Source organism: Rahnella perminowiae (genome assembly GCF_019049695.1).
GTDB lineage: Bacteria > Pseudomonadota > Gammaproteobacteria > Enterobacterales > Enterobacteriaceae > Rahnella > Rahnella perminowiae.
Map to the genome: position 1 here is coordinate 167,435 of NZ_JAFMOT010000187.1, position 17,274 is coordinate 184,708.

Consider the following 17,274-nt stretch of genomic DNA (forward strand, 5'->3'; position numbering starts at 1 on the left):
ATTAGTTGCTGATGACTTTCAGGGTCGCCTGTTGTTCTGAGGACTGCATCCCCAGTTCGAGCATTTCCATCACGCGGATGGCATCCCCGGCGGGTACCGGATTTTCACCCAGCCCGTTAATTGCATCGCGGACACCGGCATAATAAGCCGGATAGTTGCCCGGAATGGTCAGCAGCGATTTCTCTGCCAATACGCCGTCGTGGCTGAGCGTAATGACGCCATCACGTTTATCGACCCCCCAGTCCGGCTGCGGCAGACGTTCACCGGCTTTCAGACGATCTTCCTGCGGATCCAGCCCAAATTTCACGTAGCTGCCTTTTTCACCCTGCACGATAAACCGCGCCGTTTCAGCAACGGCATAAACCGTGCTGTGCAACACCACACGACGTCGCGGATAAGTCAGCACTGCGTTGAAGTAGTCGACGGCTTTACCGCCCGGCCGCAGTACAGCCAGATCCGCCTGCAATGTTTCCGGCAATCCGAACAATTGCAGCGCCTGATCCAGCAGATGCGAACCCAGATCGAACCAGATGCCGCTGCCCGGCGCCTCACTTTCACGCCACCGTTGCAGCACCTGGGGTTTATAACGGTCATAATGGGATTCGAAATAGACAATATCGCCGAGCGCACCTTCTTCAATCAGTGTCTTAACCGTGAGGAAATCCGAATCCCAGCGACGGTTATGGAACACCGACAGCACCTTATCTTTTTCACGCGCCAGCGCGTCAAGTTCGCGGGCTTCATCCAGCGTCACGGTAAAAGGCTTGTCGACGATGACATGTTTACCGGCCTCCAGCGCCAGTTTTGCCAGCGGGAAATGGGTGGTATTGGGCGTCGGGATCACCACCAGATCAATGGACGCATCGGCAAACAGCTTTTCCGGCGAATCTACCACTTCCACATTGGGCCAGTCCGCATGGACTTTGCCCGCATCACTGCTGGAAACCACCGCCAGCTCGATACCGGGCGTGCCGTCAATCAGAGGTGAATGAAAGGTTTTGCTGGCGAAGCCGTAGCCGACAAGGCCTGTACGTAGGGTCTGGGTCATGAGAGGTTCCTTTTTTTGGCGGTCTTATTCGCAGGACGCTAATCCTCTGATTTGACACCAGCTCCGCAGGATGAACAAGTGAAAATTTGTCCTGTCTCTTTGCACCTCCCCCACACAGAACCGGGTCGGTGTTTTGCTCCTCGCCCTGCGAAGGGGAGAGAGCTACCGCCCGATGAATGCATTAATATCTCGCGCCAGATCCAGCCGCATCCCCTGCTCCCATATCCTCTCTGCCCCTTCCACCGAAATCACCCGTGTCGCCAGCGAGATAAATTTCTCTTTCAGTTGCTCATCAGAAACCGGATTCCCCGGTGCGCCGAGCGCAATATCTACCCGCACGGTTTGCGATGCGCCAGAGCGGGTGATGAGCGTAACATCCGGCTCGCCGTCGGCACTCAGGGTATCGTCTTCCTGCAAATCAATCCGGCGGATCATCGCCAGTAAATCCGGATCCTGGCGTTTATCGGTGTCATACGCCGGCAGACCTGCGTGTCCGAACACCACGCGGGCGGCAATAGCGTAACGGATGCTCATCTGCGCGGCAGCCAGTGTGGCAATTTCGTTGTCACCGCACATGCCACTGAGGAACGGGCAAAGACGCACGACGATTTTTTCGACATCCCCTGCGCCGGCATTCAGCCTTTCCAGCAAAATACCGGTGGCATCGATGGCGGAATGTGTGCCACGACACGAGGCATAAGGTTTGATGGAACAGCGTTCCAGCTTCCAGATCTCCCCCAGTTGTGCCGTCAGGGCTTGCGGCGTCGCACTGGCCGGTGCCAGCGTGGAAAGAAATCCACCCCATTTATCCCCGAATAACTGCGACGGTCCGCTGATGCCTTGTCTGGCGCTCAGCGCAGCCAGCACCCCTCCTTCGGCAGCGCGTCCTGCATGCAATTTTTTACTCTGCGAACCGTCGTGGATAAACGCCCACAATCCGCCGCTGAAACTGCCGGAAATGCCTAACGCCGCGCTGACTTGTTCCGCATTCAGTCCCATTAATTTTCCGGCTGCCGCCGCCGCACCAAACACACCGCAGGTAGAGGTCGAATGCCAGCCCGCACCATTATGGGGTGAATATCCGCCACAGGCTTCAAGCACGCGGCGCGCCACGTCATAACCGATCACGACCGCCGTGATAAATGCTTTTCCGCTGACCGGCTGCGGACATAACGGCAGGACCGCCAGCAAAGCAGGAATGACCACTGCGCCGGAATGATCGCAGCCACCGGTGTCATCGAGTTCCAGCGCATGTGCCGCCACGCCGTTAAGCAGCGCGGCGTTGCGCGGCGATGTCAGTTCACGATAGCCCCACACCGGCGAAAGCGGGAAAGCGCCTTCACTGAGGATCATCGCCGCCACCTCTTTTGCGACATCGCTGGTGGAACCCACCAGCCCTGCGCCGAGCGTGTCGAGGATGTGTCGTTTGGTGCGCTCAACCAGTCGTCCTGGCAAATCATCAAAACGGGTATTCACCACGAATTCGGCCAACATTTGCTGCTGTGTGATATTACTCATGGCTGACTCCCGGCGCAGTGTGTTGCATCCAGATTTGCGCCGGATGCGACGCCTCGTTTTGCGGCCGGTTCTGCGACCACCAGTCAGCGACTTCCCCGGCCGTCGCTACCCAGACATCAGGATGTGACGTGATGTGATCCAACAGTTCCGCCAGCATACCAATCCGCCCCGCCGTGCCGATCACTTCCGGATGCAGTCGCAGCACGTAGCACAAACCAAAACGGTGAAATCCGTCAAAATCCATCTTCATATTACCGAGGGTGTGGCGGTAAGAGGCAATCCGCGACTGTGCCGGCGGCACCGCCGGGCTGAGGTTAAACGCGAAATACGGTTCGTCTTCCATTTCATAATGCAGCGGCAATTCCACCAGCCGCGACGGCTGGCCGTCCTGCACCGGCTGGAAATACGGTAAATCATCGCCGCGCCAGCCGGATGTCCAGCTGAACCCTTCGTCCGCCAGCACATCCGTAAAGCCCGGTGCCCAGTTACCTGCAGGCAAACGAAAGCCGCGCGGCACTTTCCCGGTCAGCGCTTTCAGCGCCGCTTTACCTCTTTGCAGACTGTCGGTTTGCTGATGCAACGACAGACCGTCAAAATGGGCGAATTCATAGCCGCAGGTCGCCAGTTCGTGCCCGGCGCGGTCTATATCACGGATCTTCTGTGGATTCTCATCCGCCACAATGCCCGGTACACACCACGAGCTGCGCAGATTTTTCCTCTCCAGTAACGCCAGCAACCGGTCGATACCGCGCAGCGTGCCATAACGCCAGACGGACAACGTTTTTTCGCGTCCGGCCACCGCAGGTACCTGGCTGAGAATGCCGTGAATATCATTGAAATCAACGGTGATTACCACTGCAGAGCGGTAACCTGCCGGCCAGTTATGATCAGTCATTGGCATGCTCCTGCATCCACCAGTGGGCGACTTCCCGGCAACGCGCAAACCACACGTCATCCCGCGCTTTCAGGTGCGCAAAAAAAAGGTCGAGTAACATAATGCGGCCAGGTTTTCCGCTGATTTTCGGATGGAACAACGTGGTCAGACTCAGCCCTTCGTTCATGGCACCGTCGAATTCACGGCACCAGTTATCCAGCGTCAGTTCATAACTGGCGGTGCGGTCTAACCCTGAGGGGAAATTCGGCTCGCGGGTATAGGCTATAGAGGCGTAATCGTCCATTTCCCAACGGCCGGGGATTTCCACCAGCGGGCGTTCATAACCGGGAACCTTCATGAGATAAGGCCGGTCGTCGCCGCGCATGCTGCTGGAATAGGTCACGCCGGCTTCCAGTAGCATGGCGGGCGTTTCCGGATGCCAGTCACCGGAAGGCGTACGAAAACCTTCGGCACGGATGCCCAGAAACTGCCAGAAAATCTCACGGGATTTTTGCATCACCCATAACTGTTTCTCCGCGCTGATGGCGTAAAAAGACTCATGACGATAGCCGTGATACGCCACTTCATGCCCGCGTCCGACAATCGCCTGACACTGTTTCGGCCAGTTTTCCACCACCCACGCCGGAATAAAAAAAGTCGCCGGAAGCTGGTGGTCATCGAGCAAATCAAGGATGCGCTCCAGCGCGCGATAGGGCCCGTAAGCGCCGAAGGTAAAATAATCCGCTTTCTGCCAGAGGGTGCCGTTAAGCATTGCATCACCGGTCGGGCCGTCGAGATCAAACGCCAGCGCCATGCAGCCGCGTTTGCCTTGCGGCCATAAACTGGCCGCCTGTTGTGAAATCGTCATGAGTCAGTCCGTCGCCTGAGGTTATTTGCCTTTGTTAATGGTCACTTCTTTGATTGCGCCATCCTGCAGGCCCCATTTGGTGAGGATTTTCAGATAAGTGCCGTCAGCGATCATGTCAGTCAGCGCACCTTTCACCGCATCAATCAGCGGCTGATCGTCTTTGCTGATCCCCATGCCGGTCACCTGATAGGCAAAGGCTTTACCCAGTGGTTTATAAGTGTCTTTTTCCAGGTTCATGATGTACGGCAGGGTTTCGCTGCCCTGCACCACGCCTTCAATGCGCCCCTGGCGCAGCTGGGTACGTGCATCCGCCGTGCCTTCCGCACCAATCACCACAATGGCGGGTTTGCCTGCCGGAACACAGTTGGCTTCGCTCCATGCCGCGATTTCAGCCGGGAATGTGGTACGGCGGCTGGTGCCGACTTTTTTGCCACACAAGTCCAGCATGGTATTGATTTCTTTGTGCGCGACGGTGGTATAGAACTGCGGTCCGCTGTTGTAGTAATCAACAAAGGTCGCGATATCCTGACGCGGTTTGGTGTCGGTCATGCCGGATAAGATCATATCGACACGTTTAGTGGCGACGGCGTTAACCATCTGTTCGAAGCCGATTTCCTGCCAGCTGATTTTGCGGTTCAGGTGTTTGCCGATTTCCGTGCCCAGATCGTAATCCATACCGGTCAGATTACCGGTGGCGGGATCTTTGAATTCCAGCGGCGGATAGTTCGGCATCATCGCCACTTTGATTTCGTCTTTTTGCTTCAGCTCCGCCGCACCGGCACCGGAAACAACGCCGTTCAGCAGGACGCCGGCGGTAATGAGGGACAACAATGTTTTTTTCATAAAGGCATTCCCATAGTCAAAAGTTAACGTCAAAAAGGTCAGATCAGGACGGCAGAAATAAAGTTCTGCGTCCGTGGATTTTGCGGGTTGAGCAAAATGTCTTCCGGATTACCGCTTTCTATAATTCCGCCTTCGTCCATAAAGACCACGCGGTTTGCCACTTCCCGCGCGAAACCTAATTCATGCGTGACCACAATCATGGTCATGCCCTCTGCCGCCAGGCCGCGCATCACCGCCAGCACCTCGCCGACCATCTCAGGATCGAGCGCCGAGGTCGGTTCATCGAACAGCATCACTTTGGGTTTCATCGCCAGCGCCCGGGCAATCGCCACGCGTTGTTGCTGGCCGCCGGAAAGTTCCAGCGGATAAGCATCGCGTTTATGCGCCAGCCCGACACGTTCGAGCAGCGCCATCGCTTCCCGTGTGGCCTCTTTCACAGGACGCAGCAGCACCTGACACGGCCCTTCAATGATATTTTCCAGCGCGGTTTTATCCGGGAACAGATTGAAACGCTGGAACACCATGCCGGTTTTCAGCCTCTGACGGGCAATCTGCCGGTCGTTAAGCGGGTACAGCTTTTTGCCGTCCATGCGGTAACCGACCAGTTCGTCATCGACCCACACCCCGCCGCTGTCGATGCGTTCGAGCTGATTGATGCAGCGCAAAAATGTGCTTTTCCCTGAACCGGAAGGGCCAATGATGCACATCACTTCACCGTGTTTAACTTCAAGATTGATGTTTTTCAGCGCCTGAAACTGATCAAAGTACTTATTAACATTGACGGCTTTGATAATGCTTTTCATGGTCGGGCTCCTGTCAGTGGCGGGTGCGGCGGCGGGTGCCACGGCCAAAATAACGCTCAAGACGGTTCTGCCCGAGCGACAGCACAGTCACCACCACCAGATACCAGATGCCTGCCACAAACAGCAGTTCCATTACCCGCGCATTGGCGAAGTAAATGGTCTGTGCGTTATAGAGCACTTCGGAATACTGGATCATGCTGGCAAGACTGGTGGTTTTGACCATGCTGATGAATTCGTTACCGATGGGCGGGATTATCACCCGCATTGCCTGCGGCAAAATGATCCGCCGCAGCGCATGCAGGCGGGTCATACCGATGGATTTCGCGGCCTCGTACTGCCCGAGATCGACCGAAATCAGCCCGGCACGCACCACTTCCGAGGTGTACGCGCCCTGATTAATGCTCAGGCCGAGCAGTGCGGCGGCGAACGGCGTCATGATGTCAACGGTCTGAAGGCTGAATACGCCGGGAATGGCGATGGTCGGAAAAATCAGTGCCAGGTTAAACCACAGCAGCAATTGTAAAATCAGCGGTGTGCCGCGGAAAATCCACGTATACCCCATTGCCACGCTGCGCAGCACCGGGTTTTGTGACATGCGCATGACGGCAATAATCACGCCGAACACGATCCCCAGTGCCATCGCCAGCACTGACATGACAATGGTATTGCCCAGACCAAAAAGAATGGCTTTGGCGGTGAGAAACTGTGCCACGTACTGCCATTCGATTTTGCCATGCGCAAAGGCGTTCACCAGCAACGCCAGCAGCAGCAGGATCACTGCCGAGGCAAAAATCCGGCCGTAATAACGCTGGGGTACAGCGTGATATTCACTGAGATCAATCTCTGCGCTTTTCGCACTTTCTGACGTTTTAGTGTAAAGGGTCATCAGGCTTCTCCCGCACGATTATAAAGACAGGCCAGCGTAACCATTGACCCAGTTTGCCTGCGCCTCGAGACGGGTTTTCAGCCGCGCAATCTGCTCTGCTACCCGCACCGGTGCCGTGCCACCCTTACCGCTGCGGGCGTTGATCGCCGCTTCCAGTGTCAGGCATTCACGTACATCAGCACTCAGGCGGGCATCAACCGCCAGTAACTGCGCATCACTGACTTCGTGCAGCGCCAGATTGTATTGCTCGCACACCTGCACCAGTTTGCCGGTGATTTCGTGAGCTTCCTTGAACGGCACACCACGACGCGAAAGCCAGTCGGCCACTTCCGTCGCCAGCGTAAAACCTTCCGGAGCCTGTTCACGCAAACGCTCAACATTGATGGTCATGGTGTCGATCATGCCCGCCATCGCAGGCAGCACTAACAGCAACTGCTCAACGGTATCCATCGCATTACGTTTGTCTTCGACAAGGTCACGGTTATAGGAGAGCGGCAGGCCTTTCAGGGTGCTCAGCATGGCAGTAACATTGCCAATCAGCCGGCCACTTTTACCGCGTGTCAGTTCAGCAATATCCGGATTTTTCTTCTGCGGCATGATGGAACTGCCGGTGGCGTAGCCGTCATCGAGCTCAACCCAGCGGAACTGGCGCGAGGCCCACAGGCACACTTCTTCACTGATGCGGGAAAGATTGACGCTCAGCATACTGCCTGCAAACAGGAATTCTGCGACATGATCACGGCTGGCCACGGCATCAATTGAGTTCTCGCAGGCACCGTCGTAACCGAGATCTTTGGCGGAAAGTTCAGGATGCAGGGCAATGGCTGAACCGGCCATCGCCGCCGCGCCCAGCGGCGACAGTGCACAACGTTTATCCCAGTCCTGAAAACGTTCAACGTCACGGCAAAATGACTGTGCATGCGCCATCAGCTGATGCCCGAATACAATCGGCTGTGCCTGCTGAAGATGGGTAAAACCCGGTGCCAGTGTATGAATATGCTGTTCCGCCTGCTTCACCAGTGCGGTCTGAAGTCCGAGCAGGGCCGCCACAATCTTGCGGGCGTTATCGCGCAGGTAGAGACGTAAATCGTTAGCGGTCTGATCATTACGTGAGCGCCCTGCCCGCAATTTGCCGCCGAGTTCGCCAAGCCGCCCGGTCAGGCTGCGTTCGATAAACGTATGCACGTCTTCATCCGCCTGAATCGGCGCAAGAATGCCGGCACGGAAATCCTTCGCCAGTTGTTTAATCGCATCGACCATCAGAACCGTTTCGTTTTCATCAAGCAAACCGGCCCGGTTTAATTCATAAGCATGGGCGCGGCAACCTTCCAGATCATATTCAGCGAGGGAAAAATAATATTCCGGGCTGCGCGATAACGCGCTTAAGGTGGCAGCTGGACCGTGTTTAAAACGGGCTCCCCAAAGCAGTTCTGGCTGTTGTGACATATTTTTTCCTTGTATGGCATAAATGTTGCAAAGCTGGTTCGGGCAGCATGTCTGGCGGTGAGTGAAATTAAGTTCCTTCCGGCCACATGACAAAGGGCACTGAACAATCCGGGCTTGCAAAGTAATAACGAGTGAGGCTAGGTGAATTTGATATTGTAGATTTTAAAGGCGGGGGTAAATATTAATTATGGAAAGTCCACTTTCCAAATCAGGAAACACATCACCCGCAAAAAGTGATATTAATCAGCACAACCTTGGCGTCGCCGATTTAAAGCTTTTGCGCGTCTTTAAAACCGTGGTGGAAGCCGGTGGCTTTACCGCAGCATGCAACGAACTGAATATTGGACTCGCGGCGATCAGCAAACAAATCTCTGATCTCGAAATCCGTTTTGGCATGAAACTTTGTACCCGGGGGCGCGAAGGATTTTATTTAACCGAACACGGTAAAGTGGCTTATCAGGCATGCCTGGATTTATTTTCATCCATTAATCAGTTTCGCGACAAACTCAATCACGCCCGTCACGAGCTGTTCGGCGAGCTGAACATTGGTATTATCGATAACACCATCACCGACCCGCAATCGCCGGTAATCAGTGCATTAGGCGAGATTTATCGCCAGGCTCCGAAGGTCAGTATACGCCTGCACGCCACCCAGCTGGACGAGATTGAACGCGGGATTATCGACGGACGTTTCACCTGCGGTATTATGCCGGTATATCAGGAAAAACCCGAGTTTGATTATTACTTTCTCTATCACGAAATGGCCTACCTTTATTGCGGAAATAAACACCCGCTGTTCAGTGTTCCTGCCAGTGAAATAAAAGAGTCGCAGATCAAATCATCACAAATGGTGAATCATTTTTATGCTAATCACAGCAAGAAAAATATCTTTTCGGATGTCACTTCCTCGCATGCTATTGCGGTACAAGTCGAAGCCGTTACCATGTTACTGATGACGGGGAATTATCTCGGATTTCTGCCGGAACATTATGCCAGTGCCTTTATGGGAGGACAAAAGCTTCGCGCCCTGATGCCGGATAATATTGAGATCGCTACACCGTTCAGTCTGGTACTGAAAAAAGGTGCACCTTTTAATTCTGTAATGACTTTATTCTCCAATGCACTTAAACAGGCATTAATCCCCGTTCCTGAAGCCAGAGCCAGCTGAAACCCTGTGCGCTATTAGGGCACAATCGCTTTTCCTGCACCCTGAGAGAGCAAAGAAAGTCATGTTGTGGTGCACATTATCACTTTTAATTATAAATTCGTTTACCTTCTTCTCATCAATTATCTAAAAATGTATAACATCAATGCCCTGCATGATTTCCTTCCGCGATTTCAACTGTGGCGTGGTAATTGCTTTATCAGCTTGTCTATACAGGGTTGCACATTAGGATTTTTATTAGCCGTCTTTTTCTCTTCCCACACCAAGCGAGGAAATTATGTCACCTTCTCAGACCCTTACGGGCTTTTTCAAAAACAAACTGGCACTGGCCTGCTGCCTTAGTGCCCTCGGCACATTCAGCCTGAGCGCCTCAGCCGCTGCACCCGAAGCGGGCACCTTCAAAATGGGCATTGAGCCCTGGCTGGGTTACGGCCAGTGGCATGTCGCGCAAAGTCAGGGCATTTTTAAACAGCAGGGGCTGGAAAAGGTCGATATCGTTAACTTCGCCGAAGATAAAGACATCAACGCCGCTTTAGCCAGCGGCCAGATTGACGGTGCAAATATTGCCACACATACCGCAATGGCGATGGTGTCCGCCGGTTTACCCATAAAAGTCGTGCTGTTGCTGGATCAAAGTGAAACCGCTGACGCTCTGCTGGTCGGCAAAGACATCACTACCCTTAAGGATCTGAAAGGCAAACAGATAGCCTTTGAAGAAGGCACGACCAGCGATATTTTACTGCACAGTGCGGTGAATGCCGCCGGTCTGAAATGGAGTGATATCACACCAGTGCCGATGCCAGCCGATTCAGCGGGCAGCGCGCTGATCGCTAAACGTGTGACTGCCGCCGTGACTTACGAACCCTATATTTCTGCCGCGAAAAAGCAGGACCCGTCACTGAAAATGCTCTACAGCGGCTCTTCCGATCCCGGACTGATTGGCGATGTGCTGGTGGTGCGTGATTCGGTGCTGAAAGAAAAACCGGGGCAAATCGCCGCCCTGATTAAAAGCTGGGACGCCGCCCTCACCCACTATCAGGCCAATACCACGGCGGATCGCGCCATCATCGCCAAAGCGGTTGGCGCAACACCGGCTGATCTGGAAACCGCGTTTGACGGCGTGAAATATTACTCGCTGGCGGAAAACAAACAGGTACTCAGCCATTCCTTCTCCGACCAGACCTTTGCGCACGTGCTCAAAGCTGCCACGGCCGCCGGGCTTATTCCAAAACCGGTGACGGCTGCGCAAGTGATTGACGCCAGCTTCGTGAACAGCCAGCCATGAGTTCACGTCGTAAACCGCTCAATCTGATGGTGATTGGCCGCCTGCCGTCGCGCAAATTGTTCGTCGGCATCGCCGTGGCGCTGTTCGTGGTCCTGTTTCTTGCCTGGGGACTGGCAACCCGCAGCGGCGCGATCCCGCCGATTTTCCTGCCCAAACTGACCGATGTCTGGCTGAAGATGGTCAGTCTGGCGCAGGACGGCACGCTGTGGAGCGACATTAAAAGCAGCCTGTACCGCATCAGTATTGCCTTCGCAATCTCCTCGGTGATGTCGATTGTGATTGGTGTGCTGGCGGGCTGCTACGGCTTCTTCAAAGCGCTGACCGAACCGCTGGTGGATTTCATCCGTTATATGCCGGTGGTGGCGTTTGTACCGCTGACCATTCTGTGGACCGGCACTGACGATGTACAAAAATTCCTGATTATCTGGATCGGCACCTTCTTCCAGCAGGTTCTGATGGTGATTGACGCCGTGAAACGGGTACCCGGCGATTTTGTCGGTTTAGGCCGCACGTTAGGCATGCCGGATCGCAAAATCCTGTTCCGTATCGTGTTACCGGGCGCACTGCCGGGCATCTGGGATGCCCTGCGCATCAGTCTTGGCTGGGCGTGGACGTGGCTGGTGCTGGCCGAACTGGTGGCATCCACTTCGGGCCTCGGTTACCGCATCGTGGTGTCGCAACGTTTCTTCCAAACTGACACCATCATCGGTTACATCCTGCTGCTGGGTATTCTGGGTTTAATCAGCGATCAGATCATGCGTGCACTGGAGCGCGTACTGTTCCGCTACAACAAGAGGCGTGCCTGATGTCGGTGTTAACCATTTCCCATCTGCACAAAAGTTTTCAGGTTGGCAGGCAAACGCGCGAGGTATTGCACGACATCAGCCTGACGCTGGCAGACAATGAATTTGTTTCGGTGGTCGGTACGTCCGGCTGCGGTAAAAGTACGTTGTTGTCTATTGCGGCCGGGCTTGAAGATTACGACAGCGGCGACGTTCAGGTGGACGGCAAAACCATTCGCGGCGCGGGCATTGACCGTGGCGTGGTGTTTCAGTCATACACCCTGCTGCCCTGGCTGACGGCGCGCCAAAACATTGAGTTTGCGCTGAAAGCCGCCGGATTCAGCCGCGCACAATGTCGTGAAAAGGCCAGTGAGCATCTCGAACTGGTGCAACTGACATCGTTTGCTGATGCCTGGCCAGCGGAGCTTTCCGGCGGCATGAAACAGCGCGTCGCCATCGCCCGTGCACTGTCTTACCGCCCTAAAATCTTACTGATGGATGAACCCTTTGGCGCGCTGGATGCCATGACCCGCCACCAGATGCAGGAATTACTGACCGGCATCTGGGAACAGCACCGGCTGACCGTCATGTTCGTCACACACGATATTGAAGAAGCGGTGTATCTGTCTGACCGTATTGTGGTGATGGGCCCCGGCACGATTGCGGCGACTTACAACGTGCCGCTACCCCGTCCGCGTCGTGAGGAACTGACCGCCAGCCCTGAATTCACCGACCTGCAACGCCAGGTTCTGCATACTATCCGCAGCGGCCATCCCCGCGCTGCACTGGCCTGATAACCGGAGATTGACCATGTCTGCACCTTTTCAAGCCGTGACTTTTCATGATCTGAGTGGTTCTTCCGAACTGCCAGCGGAGTTGTTCAAACGTACAGAAGCCGATTTATCCTTTTTCACCGAGCGCGTCGCGCCGATCATTGAAGCGGTGCGTACCGAAGGTGATGCCGCCCTGCGCCGTTTTGCCCGCGATTTCGACGGCGTTAGCGTGCCGCATATGAGCATTCTGGCGGAAGACACGGAATTCGAAACGGCATTCGAACGCCTCGATCCGCAGGTGGTGGAATCGATCCGCTTCGCCGTCGAAAACGTCCGTGCGTTCCATGAAGCACAAAAACCGGAAGATATGTGGATGAAAGAAATCCGCCCGGGCGCGTTTGCCGGTGACCGGCATGTGCCGATCGATTCCGTCGCATGTTACGTGCCACGCGGTAAAGGCTCATTCCCGAGCGTATTACTGATGACCACCATTCCGGCGGTGGTGGCAGGCGTAAAACGCGCCATTGTCATTACCCCGCCGGGGCCGGATGGTAAAGTCGATGACGCCACGCTGGTGGCCGCACGTCTGGTTGGCATCACCGAAGTGTACAAATGCGGCGGCGCACAGGGCGTGGCCGCCGTGGCGTTCGGTACTGAAACCGTGCCGAAATGCCTGAAAATTGTCGGCCCCGGCAGCCCGTGGGTGGTGGCGGCCAAACGTCAGCTTTCCGGTCTTATCGACCCCGGCGTTCCGGCCGGTCCGAGCGAAAGTCTGATCCTCGCTGATGACAGTGTGGACGGCGCGCTGGCGGCGCTGGATCTGATTATCGAGTCTGAACATGGCCCGGATTCTTCGGCGTATCTGGTCACCAGCAGCCGTCGGGTCGCGGAACAGGCCATCGCCGCACTGCCCGGTTACTGGGCACAGCTCGACGAAAAACGGGCCGGATTCTCCCAGGCCGTATTGTGCGGAACGCATGGCGGCGTAGTGCTGACCGAAGATTTCGCCGCCGCCGTTGAATTTGTTAATCAGTACGCGCCGGAGCATCTGGAAATTCTGGCCGAGGAACCGATGGCTGTCATGGGCAAAATCCGTAATGCCGGTGAAATACTGCTCGGTAATTACACGCCGATCACGCTGGGCAATTTCGTTCTCGGACCGAATGCGGTTCTGCCGACTAACGGTGCCGCCAAAACTGTCGGACCTTTGTCTGTATTCGATTACATGAAACGGATCTCCGTAGGCTACGTCACCCGCGAAGGCTATCAGCCGCTGGCCGATAAAGCGCACGCCTTTGCGTTGTATGAGGGATTCCCCGGCCACGCGCTGGCGGTATCGGCATTACGCACTGAGATCCTCAACAAAAAAGGCCAGTAATGATGAGCAATATGACGGGCAGTGAACCGCTGGCCGCGCAGGCGCGTCAGTTAGTGCAGGCGGGAGAATGGCAGCAGGCGGCGGACGTTTTGCGCCAGCTTATCGGCGAAGTGACCGGCGTGGCAGCCGGTCAGCTAACCATCAACCGCGATCAGTACAGCCTCAACTCCCTCAACGGCACCGTGACCCTTGATGATGGCCGCGCTCTGTTCTTCAAATATCACAATGAAGAAGGCGAAGATAAAACCATTGAGGAGTATTACAACGCGGAACTGTTGCGTGAAAGCGGCTTTCGGGTAGACGTGCCGGTGTATGCCTGCGGCGAGCCGGGGCGGCAGATCCTGATGTACACCCTGCGTCATGACCGGCGCATGGCAGACATCTGCCGCGATATCGAACAACAACAGGCGTGGGATCAGGAAGCAGAAATTGAAGAAGCGCAGCGTCGCGCCGACCGCGATATTCTGACCCATACCCTGCCGACGCTGAAGCCCGGCCTGGTCAGTGCGGTGGCGGCCGAACCTGTCCATCAGTTGTTCTATCACCGTCTGATTTCTCCGGAAAACCCGGAAATCACTGCCGGTTTGGGTGGCCGTGTGGCCCGTTTTTATGTCGGTAAAACTTTCCGTCTGGAAGATGAAGAACTGGAATGGCAGACACTGAGCAACCTGCGCTGGGTGATCAACGGCGTGACCTATCAGCACAGCCTGCGGCAATTATTCACTGAAGCCGGGATCCGCCTGGCACCGGCAGCGCTGGCTGGCCACGGTGTGATTACCGCGCACGGTGATGCGCATAATGCGAATGTCTGGTACGACACTTTGGAGGAAATTCCGCAACTGGTCAGCTTCGACCCGGCGTTTGCCGGTCGCAATATTCCGGCGCTGCTGGCGGAAATAAAAGCCACCTTCCACAACATTTTTGCCCATCCGTTATGGTTGTATGAGCCTTCCCGTTGCGGCGAACTTTACAAAGTAACCGTCATGAGACGGGGTGACACATTATATGTCGATCATAACTGGCAGTTAACCCCGCTGCGCGCCGCATTTTTACGCGATAAAGGTGAGGAATACTGGCAGCCGTTACTGGCGCAACTCGCCCGCCGCGGCTGGCTGCCGCCCCACTGGCAGCGGATTTTCCGGCTCGCCATGTTCTGCTGCCCGACGCTGGTCCTTGATTTACGCGCCGGGGGGTTCAGCGGCCATACACAGACCAGTTCCGCCCTCGGGCTGGCGATGGCAATGATGCTCGGGAGCGAACCGGTTGAAGACACTGATGAATTCAGCGACTGGCTGGCGGGGATCAGCCCGGCGGAGCAACCATTATGATATCTCCTTTCTCCCTGCAACGTTTCTCGCTGCAAGGCAGGCGGGTGCTGATCACCGGCAGTTCACGCGGCATCGGTCAGGCACTGGCTGCTGGCATGGCACAGGCGGGGGCCCGCGTGACGGTCAGCGGACGCGATATCACCACCCTGAATACCGTTTGTGAGCAGATCCGACGGCAAGGCGGTGATGCCACACCGCTGGTGCTGGATGTCACAAAACCCGCCACCTTTGCCGACGCTTTCGCCTCCCTGTCCGCGCCACCGGATGTGCTGGTTAATAATGCCGGTACCGAACAATTATGTCCCTCAATGGAGGTTGACGAAGTGCTATGGGATACCATTCTGACCACTAATCTCAAAGGCGCATTTTTCTGTGCCCAGGCCGCTGCGCGTCTGATGGCTGAAAACGGCGGCGGCAGCATTCTCAACCTGTGTTCCCTGACCAGCCAGGTCGGGGTGCCCGGCGCGGCTGCCTACGGTGCATCGAAATCTGCCATGGTTGGCCTGACACATACTCTGGCGACAGAATGGGCCGCCAGAAACATCCGCGTGAACGGCATCGGGCCGGGATATTTCAAAACAGATCTCACCGCTGAGTTTTATGATAACGCCAGCTGGTGCCAGCAGATGCAGGCAAAAATCCCGCTGGGAAGATTTGGTGAACTGGATGATTTGATCGGCGCAGCCGTGTTTCTGAGCAGTCCGGCAGCGGCCTATATCACCGGGCAGGTATTGTATGTGGACGGGGGATACCTGGCGGGGATCTGATGTCAGACCGGACATCGAAGCGGTTTCTCACTTGCCGTGAGGGCTTTTTCGCTTGCAGCGTAGTGCAGGATTGAGACAATTTCGGTTTTTCAATAACAGTTATCACACAGCCTCTCATGCCTAAACCGACCAAAGAGGGCTATGACGAGCCCTCTTTGGAATCTCCACGTCTTAAACTGCGTGCTCCGCTCGCTGACAATGTTTCAGGTATCACAGCTATAGCCGCAAAATCCCGCCGCTGCGCGGTTCCCTACGTTCGGGTTACAACCCGCGTAAAAAGATACGCGGTTTTTCACCTCTCCGTCGGCGTGATTTTGGAACCGGCCGCAGCCTTCTACTTCACAACCTCACCTCTCTTGGTAAACCCGATCCGCCATTTTCTCTACCCGCGAAATCGCCGCATACAACGTCTCTGCCGTCACCTGCCCCGGCATATTCTCCATATCCGGCGCGTGCAGTGATGCCTGCACAATACTTTCCAGCTCATCCTCATTGAGATCTGCTATCTCACTCAGACGCAGCGGCACCGCGCAGGCCTGAGCAAGTTTGATCGCTTCCAGCAATTCCTCATTGCTGCGGTTTTCCAGCGCCAGCAGACACAGGTTGCCGAAACCGACCAGCAGGCCGTGGCCAAATTCGCGGGTTTTATCACACACCGTAAAACCTTCATAGATGGCGTGGGAAGCAGCGGCGTGCGCCCCGCTGCTCATCAGCGATGTCAGGCCCGCAAACATGAAAATGGCATCAAGCACCTGATCAAGTTCGGCGTTCGGTTTACCGGCACGGACCGCGTCGCAGGCAGCAGGGCCGAAAGATGCGATCAGGTCATAGCAGATCCGGCTGTTGGCACTGGAAGAACGTGCGACGCCGCTCAGTTGACCGTGATGAGTGCTGATGGCACGAAATTCATACCATTTCGCCAGCGTGTCCCCAAGTCCAGCCGCCAGCCAGCGCAAAGGTGAAGCGGCCAGAATTTCGCTGTCGATAATCACTGCAGCCGGTGCCTGTGACAGCGGGAATAAATCCCGGAAATGACCGTCGTCGTGATAACGGATGGTCAGCGGTGTGACGGCCGCGCAGGTCGCAGCAATCGTTGGGATCGTGACGACCGGCACGTTAGTTTCTGCGCCAACCGCTTTACAGGTATCAAGAGATTTACCGCCGCCCACGCCAATCACGATATCGGCTTTTTTATCTTTAACGATTTTCGCCAGACGGCTGATATGACGCTCGCTGCTTTCACCGCCGAACCATTCACTGCCGGCAAGTTCCACGGCAGAACCTTCCAGCTGATGACGGATTTTATCCCCCACGACGGCCAGTGACTGATGCCCGCCAATCACCAGCGCACGCGTGCCCAGCAGTGCGCAAATGTCACCAAGCTGAGAGATAACACCGGGCCCGCGCAGAATTTGTGCCGGGAAGATAATATTCTGTGCCTGCATAACTGCCTCTTCGTAATGTTGTGTTTGACGGATCGGATGAAAATGCTCAAAGGATCTTTCTGTTC

General features: G+C 55.6%; 16 protein-coding genes. 7 read left to right on the forward strand and 9 right to left on the reverse strand.

Annotation, left to right across the window (positions count from 1 at the left end; translation table 11 throughout):
• Window position 1: 1 nt before the first annotated feature.
• From J1781_RS22455 to argH, 8 genes are all read right to left on the reverse strand, one after another.
• Window positions 2-1,048, reverse strand: a complete 1,047-nt coding sequence (locus tag J1781_RS22455) for an oxidoreductase (RefSeq protein ID WP_217234225.1) — start codon at window positions 1,046-1,048, stop codon at window positions 2-4.
• 162 nt (window positions 1,049-1,210) lie between these two features.
• Window positions 1,211-2,566, reverse strand: a complete 1,356-nt coding sequence (locus J1781_RS22460; protein WP_217138629.1) for an MmgE/PrpD family protein — start codon at window positions 2,564-2,566, stop codon at window positions 1,211-1,213.
• The gene (locus tag J1781_RS22465) at window positions 2,559-3,461 is read right to left on the reverse strand and encodes a polysaccharide deacetylase family protein (RefSeq protein ID WP_129951262.1); all 903 of its coding nucleotides are present in this window, start codon (window positions 3,459-3,461) and stop codon (window positions 2,559-2,561) included. Before J1781_RS22465 ends, J1781_RS22460 begins: the two co-directional genes overlap by 8 nt.
• Window positions 3,454-4,308, reverse strand: coding sequence for a polysaccharide deacetylase family protein (locus J1781_RS22470; protein ID WP_217234226.1), 855 nt, complete (start codon window positions 4,306-4,308; stop codon window positions 3,454-3,456). The genes J1781_RS22465 and J1781_RS22470 overlap by 8 nt, the downstream gene beginning before the upstream one ends.
• Window positions 4,309-4,329: 21 nt before the next feature.
• On the reverse strand, window positions 4,330-5,151 hold the full coding sequence (locus tag J1781_RS22475; RefSeq protein ID WP_217234227.1) for an ABC transporter substrate-binding protein: 822 nt from the start codon (window positions 5,149-5,151) through the stop codon (window positions 4,330-4,332).
• Between the two features lie 38 nt (window positions 5,152-5,189).
• Window positions 5,190-5,954 (reverse strand): amino acid ABC transporter ATP-binding protein, encoded by a 765-nt coding sequence (locus J1781_RS22480; RefSeq protein WP_129951259.1) that lies wholly within the window; start codon window positions 5,952-5,954, stop codon window positions 5,190-5,192.
• 13 nt (window positions 5,955-5,967) lie between these two features.
• Complete coding sequence (locus J1781_RS22485) at window positions 5,968-6,840, reverse strand: amino acid ABC transporter permease (protein WP_129951258.1); 873 nt, start codon at window positions 6,838-6,840, stop codon at window positions 5,968-5,970.
• An 18-nt stretch (window positions 6,841-6,858) separates the two neighbouring features.
• On the reverse strand, window positions 6,859-8,286 hold the full coding sequence (gene argH / locus J1781_RS22490; protein ID WP_217219945.1) for an argininosuccinate lyase: 1,428 nt from the start codon (window positions 8,284-8,286) through the stop codon (window positions 6,859-6,861).
• Window positions 8,287-8,473: 187 nt separating this feature from the next.
• Here argH and J1781_RS22495 point away from each other — a divergent pair, with 187 nt between their 5' ends.
• From J1781_RS22495 to J1781_RS22525, 7 genes are all read left to right on the forward strand, one after another.
• Window positions 8,474-9,454, forward strand: coding sequence for a LysR family transcriptional regulator (locus J1781_RS22495; RefSeq protein WP_129990732.1), 981 nt, complete (start codon window positions 8,474-8,476; stop codon window positions 9,452-9,454).
• A gap of 274 nt (window positions 9,455-9,728) precedes the next feature.
• A complete protein-coding gene (locus J1781_RS22500) occupies window positions 9,729-10,736 on the forward strand; it encodes an ABC transporter substrate-binding protein (RefSeq protein ID WP_217234228.1) in 1,008 nt (335 codons plus the stop codon).
• A complete protein-coding gene (locus J1781_RS22505; RefSeq protein ID WP_129951254.1) occupies window positions 10,733-11,542 on the forward strand; it encodes an ABC transporter permease in 810 nt (269 codons plus the stop codon). The genes J1781_RS22500 and J1781_RS22505 overlap by 4 nt, the downstream gene beginning before the upstream one ends.
• On the forward strand, window positions 11,542-12,312 hold the full coding sequence (locus tag J1781_RS22510) for an ABC transporter ATP-binding protein (protein WP_129951253.1): 771 nt from the start codon (window positions 11,542-11,544) through the stop codon (window positions 12,310-12,312). The genes J1781_RS22505 and J1781_RS22510 overlap by 1 nt, the downstream gene beginning before the upstream one ends.
• Before the next feature lie 16 nt (window positions 12,313-12,328).
• Complete coding sequence (gene hisD / locus J1781_RS22515; protein WP_129951252.1) at window positions 12,329-13,669, forward strand: histidinol dehydrogenase; 1,341 nt, start codon at window positions 12,329-12,331, stop codon at window positions 13,667-13,669.
• 2 nt (window positions 13,670-13,671) lie between these two features.
• On the forward strand, window positions 13,672-14,997 hold the full coding sequence (locus tag J1781_RS22520) for a hypothetical protein (protein ID WP_217234274.1): 1,326 nt from the start codon (window positions 13,672-13,674) through the stop codon (window positions 14,995-14,997).
• Complete coding sequence (locus tag J1781_RS22525; protein ID WP_129951251.1) at window positions 14,994-15,764, forward strand: SDR family NAD(P)-dependent oxidoreductase; 771 nt, start codon at window positions 14,994-14,996, stop codon at window positions 15,762-15,764. The genes J1781_RS22520 and J1781_RS22525 overlap by 4 nt, the downstream gene beginning before the upstream one ends.
• A 347-nt stretch (window positions 15,765-16,111) precedes the next feature.
• Here the strand turns inward: J1781_RS22525 and J1781_RS22530 are convergent, their stop codons facing one another.
• Window positions 16,112-17,209, reverse strand: a complete 1,098-nt coding sequence (locus J1781_RS22530; RefSeq protein WP_217234229.1) for an iron-containing alcohol dehydrogenase family protein — start codon at window positions 17,207-17,209, stop codon at window positions 16,112-16,114.
• Window positions 17,210-17,274: the final 65 nt, after the last annotated feature.